Origin of the sequence: Bacillus sp. FSL K6-3176 (assembly GCF_038003325.1) — a bacterium.
Lineage (GTDB): Bacteria > Bacillota > Bacilli > Bacillales > Bacillaceae > Bacillus > Bacillus altitudinis.
Genome location: NZ_JBBOOX010000001.1, coordinates 67,366 through 81,512, shown reverse-complemented (window position 1 = coordinate 81,512; position 14,147 = coordinate 67,366). Strand labels below are relative to the sequence as shown.

Sequence of the window (14,147 nt, the reverse complement as noted above, 5' to 3'; positions counted from 1 at the left end):
AGAAGGAGATTAAATCTCCTCGTCTTCTTCTTTTTTCTTGATGTTCACTTTCACATCATCGTTTTTCTCTTCGTCATCTGCGTATACACGCTCTGGAAGCTTTCCAGTATCGTAAAGAGATTTAATTTGTTCAGCATCTAATGTTTCCACTTCTAGAAGAGCTTGTGCGATGATTTCTAGCTTATCTTTATTCTCAGTGAGAATTTGTTTCGCACGTTCGTAGCTTTCTTTGATGAAGCGCTGAACTTCTTGGTCAATTTCGTAAGCGATCGCTTCACTATAATTCGGCTCGTTGTTGAAATCACGGCCAAGGAATACTTGACCTCCTTGTGCTTGACCGAATTGTAGAGGACCAAGTTTATCAGACATACCGAACTCTGTGACCATTCTTCTTGCAATGCCTGTTGCACGCTGGAAGTCGTTGTGAGCGCCTGTACTTACTTCACCAAACGTAATTTCCTCTGCAACACGACCGCCGAGCAAGCCGACGATTTTATCAAGAAGCTCTGGCTTCGTTTGGAAATAACGGTCTTCTCTTGGAAGCATGACCGCATATCCGCCTGCCTGACCACGAGGAACGATCGTTACTTTATGCACCATGTCAGCTTCGTCAAGGACAAGTCCAATGACGGTATGACCTGCTTCGTGGTACGCCACGATATTGCGTTCTTTCTTAGAAATGACACGGCTTTTCTTAGCCGGTCCAGCAATGACACGGTCAGTTGCTTCGTCGATATCACGCATATCAATTTTCTTTTTGTTTTGACGGGCAGCAACAAGTGCTGCTTCGTTTAGTAAGTTCTCAAGATCTGCTCCAGAGAACCCTGGTGTTCTGCTTGCAATGGCTTTCAGGTTGACTGTATCATCAAGCGGTTTGTTTTTCGCATGAACCTTCAGTACTTCTTCACGGCCAATGACATCTGGGCGGTCAACCGTAATTTGACGGTCAAAACGTCCCGGACGCAGCAATGCAGGATCTAGGATATCTGCACGGTTCGTTGCAGCAATGATGATAATCCCTTCGTTGGCACTAAAACCATCCATTTCAACAAGAAGCTGGTTAAGCGTTTGTTCACGCTCATCATGACCACCGCCAAGACCTGCTCCACGCTGACGACCCACTGCATCAATCTCATCAATAAAGATTAAGCAAGGTGCATTCTTTTTCGCATTTTCAAACAAATCACGTACACGTGATGCACCGACACCGACGAACATCTCGACGAAGTCAGAACCACTGATGCTGAAGAAAGGAACGCCTGCTTCTCCTGCAGATGCTCTCGCAAGCAATGTTTTACCTGTACCTGGAGGTCCTACTAGTAAAACCCCTTTAGGGATTCTTGCGCCAAGCTCCGCAAATTTACGTGGATCTTTTAAGAATTCAACCACTTCTACGAGCTCTTGTTTTTCTTCATCCGCACCGGCAACATCTTTAAATTTCACACGTTTCTTCTCTTCTGTGTAAAGCTTCGCCTTACTCTTACCAAAGTTCATGACACGGCTTCCACCGCCTTGAGCTTGGTTCAATAAGAAGAAGAACAGGATAAAGATGATGATGAATGGAATGATGGTTGTCAGAACTTGCAGCCATCCATTTGTTTCAGGTGCTGGTTCTACTTTTACATCTGTATTCTTCAGTGCACTGTAAATTTGGTCAACTCCTTGACCGTCTGGAACGTGGGTAATGAAGTATTCATCTTTCTTCGCGCCATCTAATTGACCACGAATTTCATAAACCCCTCTTACAGGCTGGATGGAGATACTCTCCACTTTTCCCGCACTTAAATTTTGCGAAAATTTGCTGTAAGACATGTTCTCAGGCTTTTGATTAGGGGATCCTAACCAACTGACAACCCCTATCACAAGTAATAAAATAAGTATATAAAAAATCGTATTACGAAAAACCCGATTCATTCCTTACCTCCTCCCACAGTAAGCACAACTATGTTCAATAGTATCATAGAAAATCATTCCAACACAACCAATAACCTCATGTAAACGTGTGCTCATTAGCCTTCGTAAACAGATGGTTTTAACACTCCAATATACGGGAGGTTTCGGTAACGTTCGGCAAAATCCAATCCATAGCCAACAACAAATGCATCTGGTACTTCAAACCCAACATAATCTGCTTTGATGTCTGCTTTGCGGCCGCTTGGTTTATCAAGCAATGTCACAATTTTAATGGAGTTTGCTTTACGGTATCGGAAAAGCTCTACCAGATAACTCAAAGTTAACCCACTGTCGATGATATCTTCCATAATTAGAATATCTCTTCCTTCAACAGAAGTATCTAGATCTTTGATGATCTTCACTTCTCCAGAAGATACGGTAGACTTTCCGTAGCTAGATACATCCATAAAATCAAGCTCTAAATATGTATCAATGTGTTTGATCAGGTCTGCCATGAATGGAAGAGCCCCTTTCAAAACACCAATAGCCAGGGGAAATTTACCATCATAATCGCTGGTTAATGTTGCACCCAGTTCCTTCACTTTTAGCTGGATCTCTTCTTCTGAGATCAAAATCTTTTCAATATCTTGTTTCATGCTTTTGCTTGCCCCCTACAAATTTTCGTGCTGTCTATATTGTAATACAATGAGATCGCTGTTTGTCATATCAATTTCTTCAAAAATGGATTTTTTCAGACCTGGGATCCAGATGATTTGATGATCCGAGTCAGTGACGATCGGCCAGCTGTCTCTTTCTGCAAGAGGCACTTTTTTATCAATAAATATATCTTTCACCTTTTTTGATCCATTCATCCCTTTAAGTTTGATTCGATCACCGTTTTTTCGTGAGCGAATGATCAAAGGAAGACGAACATGATCTTTTTGAAGCAAGAAAAAATGGTTTCCGTTCCGTGCATCCTTCGGAACATGATTTGATACCAAGATAGACTGTCCATTCGGGAGAAAAAGTTCCTCGCCAAGCTCACCTTTTAAATGATGAGTATATGACTGATCTATGACAAGCGATCGTTCAAAGGTAAACATACAGTGATCATAAGATTTGACAGCTTGTAAACCTTTTGGCAAATCTAATGATCCAGACGGTTGATCAGTATGAGATAACCAGTCCAAAGTCCCTAGAATTTGCTGGTTTGAAAACGCTGATTGAGTGTTTTCATAAAGATAGTTTAATATTAGTTGAATGCCTCTTCTTTGTAAAGGCAAAGGCAGGTCAAGCAAAGGCTTCGTTTTGATCTCAATTTGCTTAGGCGTTTGATTCGTAATGACTTGATGCATTTGATCCTTTGTTAATGCCTGCAAGTACTGCTCATCCTCAGTCAGCATGTCACTTACAAACTGAAAGCTTTCATGCACATGAGGTGCCTCTTCTTTTAACACGGGAAGAACGTGTCTTCTGATCCGGTTTCTCAAGTAGTCATCGGTGTGATTGCTTTGATCAATGACATAAGGAACTTGTTCTTTTTCGCAAGCAGTGAGTACATCATCCTTAGAATATCCAATCAGCGGACGAATCAGCCACCCTTCTTGAAAAGGGCGCTTTGCTTGCATACCTGCGAGTCCTATTCCAACAGTCCCTCTTGTCAGCCTCATCACCATTGTTTCTACTTGATCGTCTCCATGATGTGCAAGCGCTATAAATTGAGCGTTGTATTGTTCCATCAATTGACGAAAGAAAGCATATCTGCACTCTCTTGCAGCTGCCTGTTTGTTTAAGCGGTTTTCTTTTGCATATTGGGTGACCTGTATACGAGCCGATTCAAAAAGGATCTCACGCTCTTTACAGTACGCTTCAACAAATGCCAAATCAGCAAAGGATTCTTCTCCTCTGAACATGTGATCTACATGGGCTGCAATCAGCTGAAAGGAACCTTTTCGACGTTTGTTTAGTTCATGCAGCAAGAGCATAGAATCTGGTCCGCCAGAAACCCCGACAATGACTGTCGTATTTTCAAGGAAAACATCATGTTTTTTCAAAAAAGATTCAATTCTATTCACAACTTCCTCCTCACAAAGAGCAGGTAATTTAAAGATATACATATCCTATCACTTTCATTAGCTCCAAGCAAAGAAGAAGCCTGCTTTTTTACAGCTCTATAATAGGAATAAAACCACATAAGCACAGTAAAGAGCGAGCACACTGCATAAGATGAGAATGGTTTCAAAAAGCCCGCCTGATTTTTTGCGTACTGATGTTCTTTTCGCAGCAGCAACTCTTGATCGTGAAGGTACGGTCTGTTGATGTTGAGGAACAGCTGACTTTTGCCTATTTTGCTGTGATGGCTTCTTTTGTCGTGATTTTCTTGAAGCAAGCAATTGTCCTTCTTTCAGCATCGCGCTTTTCATGTCTGCCGCTGATTGATATTTGCCTTGGAGAGCCGCTTTTAACACCCTCTCATATCGCTTTAATAAAGGATGTCCTTCAATCGCCCGATAAAGCTGCTTTTCTGGTTCTGCCCCTTTTTTAAATTCTTTTTTATAGGCACAGTTCACCATGACCATACTTAAGGCAAATAGATCATAAGAAGGTTCTGCTTTTCTTGTACCGAAGCCCCAGTAGCCGCGGTCAAAAAACTCGGTGTATTCCTTAATCGCCCTTCCTGCCTTCGTTGTTCCTCCAACATCAATACATCGAATCGTAGCTGGGGGGCCTGAAACGATGAGATTATCAGGCTTCAAGTCACCGAAGATCCAGCCTTCCTTATGTAAGTGAGCAAGGTTAGACAACAGTTGAATCATGAGAACGACGATCCATTCATCGCCTTTTTGTTTCACAAATTCAAGCAGCAATGGTCCTCTGACATACTCCATGACATAAAACGACCGTTTCTCTGACATTCCAGGATAAAGAGCATCATCCATATCATAAAAAGAAGGCCCCATGGTTTTCACAGGAGCCTTTGAAAAGGATTTTAATACATTGACTTCAGATGCAATGAGCATACTGTCATCACTCACTTTAAGGGCCACTTGTCCCTTTGGCGATTCGGCCAGATAAACCACACCGTTCGCCCCTTTTCCCAGCTCTTTTACAATGCGGTAATGTTGGTGATGCCACTTTCCCTTTATCATTGTACCTAATGGGATGTTAGAAGCCGAATTCATCATGTTCTTCCTTCGCTTCAAGCAGCCCTTTTCGTGAACGAACTGATTTGAAATGCTGGAGTGCTTCTCGAATTGCTGGTCCTGTCGGTGTAATTCCTCCTGTTGTCAGCTTCGGGAAAATCGATGATAACGAATCGAACCGTGGCGTCCAGTTCAACACAATTTCTGCATCTGAGTTTTTCCCGGGAAATACACACATCCCAAACTGATTTTCACCAATTCTCGAATTTAGACTAATAGAGAGATCGATGAGCGCTTCTTTGACCGTTGGCAACTTCGGTTTCATACTTGCACTTGTATCCACAAGCACAAGCACTTGAAGATGAACCGTCTCACCGAGCTCGTCCACAACTTCCATCACTTCTCCACGCTTATCTGGGGGAAGTTCTTCAATTTCAGTATCTTTGCCAAGAATTTGCTGCAATTCTTTATTCACAACACCTTGTAACGTTTGCGTCATCGCCTTTTTTGTCACCATTTGTACGGTTTGAGACAATTGCTGAACGTAGACAACCTGATGAATGCCTCCGCCTGCTAGAGCAATCCCCTCTACTTCTTTCATCGCTTCATGATCGTGTCTGTTCTCTTCCATAATGCCAATGACATTGACTGTGATCCCTTGCTCCTTTGCCAATGCGGCAATCGCAAGTGGGTCTTCCCCATGATTTGAGCAGCCATCTGTAATCAGTAAGATTTGGTTTACGTGACCTTTTCGCATCTTCATTCCTCCTGGGATTGTAACTGAATGCTTATATCCCCATCATCGCCAGAAGAAATTCATATTATACGATATTTCAAGAAATCTCTTGTTTCTGGAGATAGAATGTACCGGTCGGAATGGATGCCCATTTTGGTGTATTGTGGTCGAGCCTAATGACGACAACCGTCATATCGTCATCGATTTGACCTGCTCTTGTGCGAATGACCTCCTCCATTAATAAATCAGCAATCTCTTGCGGATCTTCTGTTTTAAAGCTCTTCATTTTTCGTTTGACCCACAAATCATGATTTTCGATATGCTTTGGTCCTTCAAAGATACCGTCGCTCATCATGATAAGGAGATCTCCTGCCTTCATCTGTTCACTCACCACTTCTACTTCAAATTCATCAATAATGCCAATAGGCAAGTTGCTGGCCTGTACCTTCATCACTTGATCACCACGTTTAATAAAACTTGGGGTGGAGCCAATCTTGAGGAACTTACAGCTCGCATCCTGTAAATCAATGATGGATAAGTCTAATGTGGAATAGATTTCATCTGTTGTCCGTAAAGATAAAATGCTATTAATTGTTTTAATCGCTACTTTTTCATCAATACCAGACGCCAAAATTTTTTCTAACAGCTTGATCGTTTCATTGCTTTCAAAATGGGCTCTTGCTCCATTTCCCATCCCATCACTAATAGCTGCGGCATATTTACCTGCACCCAGCTCCATCATGCTGTAGCTGTCTCCAGATACTAATCCTCCGCCTTTCGCTGCATGTGCTACACCTGTAGACACTCGATACGATTTTGCAGAACCGAATACAACATGACAATAACCTGTTGGATGCTCCGCACACTGCTCTGCTTTGACTAAAACTTGTTCTTCTAAAATATCCGAGAGCATTGGAGCGATGATTTTTTCGCATTCCCCATGACCTTGGCAATAGGGAATTCTCATCTCTATATCAACATTTCCCTGTTCTAAGCTATAAATTTCAACTTGCTGAATTTCAATTCCAAAGTTCTGAAGTGCTTCTATCATCTGCTCTTCCTGAATAAAATGCTGCTCTCTTTCTCGTTTTATTTCCCGGGAAAAATCCTCCATGACTTGTGAGACACCCATCAGTTGTTCGGCCACAAGGCGCCTGCTGTCTTGGACCTTTTTCTTTAAGGTCTGATTTGCTTTATAGTAAGCTATCTCCTCTTCAATCAATTCTTCTACATGCTTTGATTTTGAGCAGTGCTGACTGAATTTCTTTTTCAACTTCCGGTTATGCTCGTACGTTTTTTCATCAGATTCATGCATAACTTGTTTCATGAGTTCATAGGTTGTATCAAAGTTCTGCACCCAGCATTTATTTTTCTTATAGCACGTTTGACAGGAACGTTCTGTGATCGTACTTAAAAAAAGATCTACATCCTCTTCCTGCTTCTTTTCCTCAGGAATGGATTCGTAAAATGTCGCAAAACTCTCAGACAGCGCATGAAATACATTAGAGAATTGATCTACCTTTTTTGCTGTCACGTCTCGTACTTTTCTGGCATATTGCTGCTGTTCCTGTACATGCTCTACCGTACCAGGAATATATTTTGCCACCTTGGACGTTACTGACTGTGGTGTGAGCAAAAACAGTGCAACTGCGATGAGTGATTCATATAGCGTTGTCATTAGCCCTGCTGACCCTTCACCGTAGAGGGAGATTAGTAAAGAACCCACAATCAAGCCGATGGCGGCTCCTGCTTTTTTCCCCTCTTTTAGTAATCCGCCTAATAAGCCCGAAAAGGCAAGCAGACTCATCTGATAAAGGTTGCCAATGTTGGCGAGACCAAGAATTAATCCAGTTACAACACCCACGGTACAACCAATACTCGCTCCTCCAATAAAGGCAAAGCTCAGCACTACATATCGTGACAAAATATGCTCTGCCTGCATTCCTTGAAATGTGATCCCAGCCAGACCTGTTAAAACTGAAGCGATTAATATCATAAAGCAAATAATTTCTTCAACCTTTAAGGAGTGTTTGATTTTCCTGACTGTAAAAATCGGCAAACTTTGAAGAAAAATCAGTGTCAAAATGAAGGCAAGTCCAGCTTCAACCCCTGCCATCACATAGTCATAGCTTTGAACCGCACCCTGCTCGAGGTATACAAAAGCTCCCCTGGTTATCAGCATTGAGAGCACAATCACAACCGGTAATGTTTTCACCGGGTCTTTGATGATAAATGAAACGACCTTTGACATGAGGAGGAACACGATCAATGACGCAAACACGAATAATGCATTTTGAGGTGATATCGTCATCGCTCCAGCGAGTAAAGCAAGACAAGCAAGCATCGCTTTATCCCTTTTAATGAGCAGCATGGACCCAAAGAAAGGCAATGCAAACGGCATAATTTCAGATAAGATAAAGGCTCGTCCCAATAAAAAGCCCAGAACAACATAAATAAACCCTTTATAGAAAAAAAGAGAATGCGTATGATGAAGAAACAGGTTTTTCATCTTTTTTAACCCTGCACTGATTCTTTCAAACCCGGCTCCCGTTAAATCAGTTCTTCTTTCTAGTTTTTCCATCTTTTCATCCCCCACCTGATATTCGTTGCTTGTCATTATAGCGAAGGTGAAAAAGAAATTTTGTCAAAAGAAGTTGTCGTTTCCATAAAACGTTCGACGCTTTATTTGCCAAAGATGCATACTTTCTTGAAAGTCGATGTCTTTCATCAGAATTTTACGAAAGCACAAAAAACAGCTTTCCTATAGAAAGCTGTTTTGAAGATGACCCGTACGGGATTCGAACCCGTGTTACCGCCGTGAAAGGGCGGTGTCTTAACCGCTTGACCAACGGGCCTTGCTTATCGTTCTTTTTAAAAGGATAGCGGCGGAGGGGATCGAACCCCCGACCTCACGGGTATGAACCGTACGCTCTAGCCAGCTGAGCTACACCGCCATAATGTAAAATGCGCTAAGAAGCACAAGAACTATAATACAAAGGATTCGCTTGTCCGTCAATAGAAAGTTTTAAATTAAATGGCAAATGCACAAAAAACGTTGAATTTGTATTAAAAAAAAGCACCCGCTAAACAGCAGATGCTTTGTTGTGAAAAATATATAGAAAGCAGCAACAAGTTAACCTCTTCTTGCTCCGCGCCCCCCACGTTTTGATTCCGTGTTACGTTTTAAAGATGTTAAGCGATCTTCGCTATCTTTTAAGAATTTGTTCATTTTTTGCTCAAACGATTCCTTCGGACGGAAATCATTTCTGCTCGGTCTTGATTGTTGTTGTTGAGGACGATCTTTTGCTTTTTTAATGGACAAGCCGATTTTACCGTCTTTTTCAACGTTAATCACTTTCACTTCAACTTGTTCACCGACTTTTAAATGCTCATTAATATCTTTTACATAGTTATCGGCTACCTCACTGATATGAACGAGACCAGTTGAACCGCCTGGCAACTCCACAAAAGCTCCAAAATTTGTAATGCCCGTAACTTTCCCTTGTAACTTGCTGCCAACTTCAATCGACATAAAAAAAGTGCTCCTCCTTAGACTTATAAAAAAATCTCATTTGTTCAATTATACATAAACTGAATTTTAAGTGTCAACAAGGCTAATCGCTCTTATTGCCCACATCAAAGATTTTTTCGCCTTTTTTAGACATATAATAGTCCCGTCGTGCCAGTTCGAGTACGTATTCTTTGCTTTTCAGCTTTTTGATTTCATCAGAAATATCTTCCTGCTTTGTTTGTAATTGCTTCAATTCTTTTTCAAGCGCAACCTTCTTCTCTTCTTTTTCTTTCAATGCAGACGATTGCGACCAGAGGGCACTTGTTACCAAAACAGCAAACATGAGCACAATGACTCCAAACACGGTAAGCCTTCTAAGGAGTCCCCGGCGTTTGCGTTTTAGGCGCTGCGCTTGCTGTTCCATTTGTTTTTGATAATCATTTTGAATTTGTGCGATATTTCTTTTTCTCTCGTTCAAGGATGAAGGCCTCCTCTCTTACTTTGTCCAGAATTGTTTCCATTTCGTTTTCATGGTACGAGATAATTTCTTGATCCCTTGTAAAATTCCTGCTCCTTTTGAGAAAAACAACCTCATTGATGTTCGCCATTTTTCGGGAATTCGATGAATAATGGTCACATTGAGTAACCAAATAAGCGGATAACAAACAATATACAGCACCTTCCACACGAGTCGAAACGCAAAACGAACAAGGCGTAAGAGCGAGTGGAACAAGAACAGAAGAACACTTATGATCAAACCGACGATCCAGCGAATGGGCTGGAAAACCATCGACATGATCAGCCTTTTCAGGAAGAGAACAGTCTGATAAATACACCTCATCACAAACTTGAGGATGTTCATATACAGCTGTTTCATCAATGCCTGGTACATCGAGAAACCTAAAGCAACAGCTAGAAAAATATAAAGTCTGAATTCTCCCTCATTGGTTAGCAGCAGGACATAAAAGAACAACAGACCCTGCACCACCCAAAAAAGGAGGTCGTGAATGACCAGCAGCCATTTTGCTGTTTTTTCCCGGTTCACAAACAGCTTGTACGTATCCAGCGATGCGCCCAGCCAGATGCCCATCGCCGCCATCGAAAGCATCGTATAAAACTGGACCGTCAGTGTCATTTAAACAGCTTGCTAAAAAATCCTTTAGCTTTCTCCCCGTGCTGCTCATCTACATAGATTAAGTCAAAGACACGCCCTTTAATGGACACAACGCCCTTTTCTACATCTAAGTTTTTCATTTGCAAATTTTCTCCGCGAATGGCAAGGACTCCCATGACAGTCTCAAGCAGAAATTCTTCATTATCAAAGCTCTCGACTTGTTTGACCCCAGTAATATCTAAATGCTTTCTGTTGCGCATTGTGACATGATGCTCGGCTTCTGATGACAACTTCGTGCCTTGAGGTTGATTATAATATTGATTCATTTATACATCCCCCATATCTCATACTTGCATTGTTACTGCATTGTATGTGACAGGCGGGACATTTAGAACAAGCCCTATTCTGCTGTTTTTTCTTCTTTTAGCACGGTATACATGCCAGCAGCTTCTTCTTTTTTCGTTGTGTCTTTTAACTCGTTGACTTGAACAGTCACAAGCTTTTGGCCAAAGCGAATTTGAAGCTCGTCCCCTTCTTTCACGTCAGAGCTGGCTTTCGCCTGCGTGCCATTAATGGAAATTCTTCCTTGATCAGCTACTTCTTTTGCCAATGTTCTTCTTTTTATTAAACGAGACACTTTTAAGAATTTATCTAGTCTCATGTAAGTTCACCTCTTTCTATGCGTTTGGCATCGTTCCACAGATCGTCCATTTCTTCTAGGGTCAAGTCCTCTAGTGAACGCCCTATGTCCTTTGCTTTTTGTTCAATATGCTGAAAGCGCCGCATGAATTTTGTGTTTGCAGAAGAGAGGGCGGTTTCAGGCTCTAGATGATAAAATCTACCAATGTTGACGAGAACAAACAAAAGATCCCCAAATTCATCCTTCATCTGCTTTGTTGCACCTTCATCCGTCTTATCTGCCACTTCCACAAGGAATTCCTGCTTTTCTTCTTCGTATTTGTTCCAAATATCCTCTACTTCTGTCCAGTCGAAGCCCACTTTTGCTGCTTTCTTTTGGAGCTTATAGGCTTTTGTTAAAGCTGGAAGAGTCGTTGGAATGGATTGCAAAATAGAAGCTGCACGCTCCGGTTTTTCCTGCTGCTTGATTTTTTCCCAGTTGGCGACGACATCTGATGCTTCAGACACATCCGTATCACCAAACACATGCGGATGTCGTCGAATCATTTTTTCTGTGACATGCTGGATGACGTCATCCATTGAGAAATAACCATCATCTTCACCAATTTGGGCATGGAGTAAAACTTGCAGCAGTACATCTCCGAGTTCTTCAACCATATGATCTGGATCGTCTTCATCTATGGCTTCCAGCAGCTCATAACATTCTTCAATTAAATATGGTTTGAGCGACTCATTCGTTTGTTTTTGATCCCAAGGACAGCCGCCAGGACCTCTTAATGTACGAATGACTTCGCGGAAAGTGTCAAATTGCTGATAGAGCAGCTTTTCATCTTGAATGGGAGGTACATAAACACTCGTTAAGTTATTTATCGACACATCTCGATCAAGTTCAAATAAAGGAACACCTGTAATCTGCTCCTGACTGCTTCCAGCTGCCGTTACGATAAAGACTTCATAATCGTCAGGTAGCTTTTCCATGAGGGTCAGCTTCACATTCGAGGCTGTCATCTGATCATATACCTGACAGATCAGCACATGCTGGGTCAACTTCAGATCATCCGCTCTCATATCCGCTGCGTCAACGAATTGAAGCCCTTCGATTGGGTCAATCTGTAAGGAATTAAACGTCGCATCCAAAAAGCTTTGTCCACCAGCCACGTACACCTCAACCCCGCGCTTCTTCTGTTGTGAAACAAGAAGCTGCACTGTCTTTTCCGCCACAAACGGGTGACCTGGTACTGCATACACAATATCTTTCTCCTCAGCCTCTCGGAAGAGAATGTCTGTGATTTCCTCATACACTGCATCAAACTGATCATGCTTTTCATAAATCTCATCAAAAAAGGTCAGAGACGGGACCTCCTGCATCAATTCTGCGGTGAGTGGATGATCCTGCGTTCTCATGTATACTTCTTTCGCCTGCTTCAGCTGCTTATATACACCGAGCGTTAGCTGATCCATGTCGCCTGCCCCAAGACCAACGACTGTAATCTTACCTGCCATTTCGATTCCCTCTCATCTGTTTAAAATATAAAATCTTTTCTCCTAATGGAATGAGTCTCCATTCCTCTTCCGTAAATACGTCTAGCTTAAGAATACTATATAAAAAGGCGAAACCACCAATAAAAACTGAAGTCAGGCTCTCTAAAACAGAAAACGGACGTTTCTCAAAGGGAATGACCCAAGAAAACAATGCCTGATATCCAATTAAAACGACAGCCATGAATGCTGCTGATAAAAGAATTTTCACTGGGAATAGCTCTCTTATTGAAATCCACCCTTTATGCTTCAAATACACCGCATTGAGCGCAGCGGCGGCGAGAAACCCACAAACAGTCGACCATGCGGCTCCATAAATGCCGAATAACGGGACAAGAGCCAGCGTCAGACCCCATTTCACCAGTACACTGATCAGGACCACAATAGCCGGGTACACGGTATGTCCCAGACCCTGAAGTAAAGCGGTTTGCGTAATCGCCATTGATGTAAAGGCAATGGATATGCAAAATATTTGCAGCGCATCTGTCCCTAAGTCATTACGAAAAAGCATGATGTTCACAGACGATAAAATACATATAAGACCGACAGCTGAACCAATCCCCAGCACCGATGTTGCCTTAAACGATGTACGTACTTTTTCACGAATTGCTTTATGCTGCCCTTTTCTTAAGGCCGACGACAAAAACGGAACAAGAGACGTCCCGATACTAATTGCAAACACCGTCCCGAGCTGCAAGAACGGCTGACCTCGGTCATACACGCCTTTTGCCGCCTTTGCATCTGCTTCACTCAGTCCCTCACTGCGCAGCAGCGCATACAGGTGAAAAGCATCGATCATTTGCATCCATAGGATCAGCAATCCACTCACACAAATTGTCAATGTATACAGCACCAAACTCTTCAGCACATCTTTTTTCCGCAGTGTAGCCTGTTTTAATGTCTTGCTCGCTGACGACCGCTTCCGATAGGTCAGCCAAAGGAAAAGAAGCAAAATGAGTGAAGCCGCACTTCCAGCTATAGAAGAGAACACCGCACCCGCTCCTGTTTCATAAAGCGAATAGCCATGTCTCACAAAATAGAAAGATAAAACAAGCAGGACGCCTACTCTGATGAGCTGCTCAGCCAATTGAGAGACCGCAGTGGGGAGCATCAGCCCATCACTCTGAAAAACACCCCTCAGCATCACGGTAAGCGGCAGAAACAAAAACACAAACGAACTCATCTGGATGAGCAGCATTAATTGACTGTCCGCCATGAGATTCGCAATTGTGCCTGCTCCTATGTATAAACAAAGAAATAAGGCCAAGCTCAGCAAAGTGATATACACCAAGGATACCTTTGTAATGATTCGGCGATTCTCCTCACCATGCTCGCTCAGGAGCTTGGACACCATCACAGGAAAACCAGTGGTGCCGAGCATGATCGCAATGCCAAGAAAGGGATAGACCTGCTGATAAATATAAAAACCTGTGTCTCCTACGATATTTTGAAAAGGGACACGATATACGGCACTCAGTACCTTTGATAACAAGCCTGCGATGGTTAAAATCACCGCACCTTGGAAAAGCCAATGCGGCTGATTTACAGCATTTTTCATGGATGACTCCTTTA

At 42.4% G+C, this 14,147-nt stretch carries 12 protein-coding genes, 2 tRNA genes and 1 pseudogene; all 15 read right to left on the bottom strand.

The annotated features are described in order from the left end of the window. Positions 1-9: 9 nt before the first annotated feature. Positions 10-1,914, bottom strand: a complete 1,905-nt coding sequence (ftsH, locus tag MHB38_RS00425) for an ATP-dependent zinc metalloprotease FtsH (RefSeq protein ID WP_007496173.1) — start codon at positions 1,912-1,914, stop codon at positions 10-12. A 95-nt stretch (positions 1,915-2,009) separates the two neighbouring features. Next, positions 2,010-2,549 (bottom strand): hypoxanthine phosphoribosyltransferase, encoded by a 540-nt coding sequence (hpt, locus tag MHB38_RS00420; RefSeq protein WP_007496175.1) that lies wholly within the window; start codon positions 2,547-2,549, stop codon positions 2,010-2,012. Next, positions 2,546-3,968 (bottom strand): annotated as a pseudogene (gene tilS, locus MHB38_RS00415) (tRNA lysidine(34) synthetase TilS). The gene hpt and the pseudogene tilS overlap by 4 nt, the downstream one beginning before the upstream one ends. 96 nt (positions 3,969-4,064) lie before the next feature. Further along, positions 4,065-5,075 (bottom strand): protein kinase domain-containing protein, encoded by a 1,011-nt coding sequence (locus tag MHB38_RS00410; RefSeq protein WP_056703768.1) that lies wholly within the window; start codon positions 5,073-5,075, stop codon positions 4,065-4,067. Beyond that, complete coding sequence (locus tag MHB38_RS00405) at positions 5,059-5,793, bottom strand: vWA domain-containing protein (RefSeq protein ID WP_008341829.1); 735 nt, start codon at positions 5,791-5,793, stop codon at positions 5,059-5,061. The genes MHB38_RS00410 and MHB38_RS00405 overlap by 17 nt, the downstream gene beginning before the upstream one ends. Positions 5,794-5,869: 76 nt before the next feature. Continuing rightward, positions 5,870-8,353 carry a stage II sporulation protein E gene (gene spoIIE / locus MHB38_RS00400; RefSeq protein ID WP_099496231.1) on the bottom strand — a complete coding sequence of 828 codons (2,484 nt, stop codon included), beginning with the start codon at positions 8,351-8,353 and terminating at the stop codon, positions 5,870-5,872. Between the two features lie 202 nt (positions 8,354-8,555). Further along, positions 8,556-8,627: transfer RNA gene (locus tag MHB38_RS00395), tRNA-Glu, on the bottom strand. Between the two features lie 25 nt (positions 8,628-8,652). Continuing rightward, positions 8,653-8,726 (bottom strand) — tRNA-Met (locus MHB38_RS00390). 179 nt (positions 8,727-8,905) lie between these two features. Then, positions 8,906-9,304: a S1 domain-containing RNA-binding protein gene (locus MHB38_RS00385; protein ID WP_003217901.1), complete on the bottom strand. Its 399-nt coding sequence runs from the start codon at positions 9,302-9,304 to the stop codon at positions 8,906-8,908. A gap of 82 nt (positions 9,305-9,386) precedes the next feature. Further along, the gene (locus MHB38_RS00380) at positions 9,387-9,761 is read right to left on the bottom strand and encodes an FtsB family cell division protein (protein WP_007496186.1); all 375 of its coding nucleotides are present in this window, start codon (positions 9,759-9,761) and stop codon (positions 9,387-9,389) included. 18 nt (positions 9,762-9,779) lie between these two features. Beyond that, positions 9,780-10,418 carry a spore cortex biosynthesis protein YabQ gene (yabQ, locus tag MHB38_RS00375; protein WP_060780672.1) on the bottom strand — a complete coding sequence of 213 codons (639 nt, stop codon included), beginning with the start codon at positions 10,416-10,418 and terminating at the stop codon, positions 9,780-9,782. Then, entirely contained in the window at positions 10,415-10,723 is a 309-nt protein-coding gene (gene yabP, locus MHB38_RS00370; protein WP_007496190.1) for a sporulation protein YabP, read from the bottom strand. Before yabP ends, yabQ begins: the two co-directional genes overlap by 4 nt. Positions 10,724-10,797: 74 nt before the next feature. Next, positions 10,798-11,058 (bottom strand): RNA-binding S4 domain-containing protein, encoded by a 261-nt coding sequence (locus MHB38_RS00365; protein ID WP_008341839.1) that lies wholly within the window; start codon positions 11,056-11,058, stop codon positions 10,798-10,800. Continuing rightward, positions 11,055-12,539, bottom strand: coding sequence for a nucleoside triphosphate pyrophosphohydrolase (gene mazG, locus MHB38_RS00360; RefSeq protein ID WP_135227189.1), 1,485 nt, complete (start codon positions 12,537-12,539; stop codon positions 11,055-11,057). Before mazG ends, MHB38_RS00365 begins: the two co-directional genes overlap by 4 nt. Next, entirely contained in the window at positions 12,529-14,133 is a 1,605-nt protein-coding gene (locus MHB38_RS00355; protein ID WP_135227188.1) for a putative polysaccharide biosynthesis protein, read from the bottom strand. Before MHB38_RS00355 ends, mazG begins: the two co-directional genes overlap by 11 nt. Between the last annotated feature and the right edge of the window lie 14 nt (positions 14,134-14,147).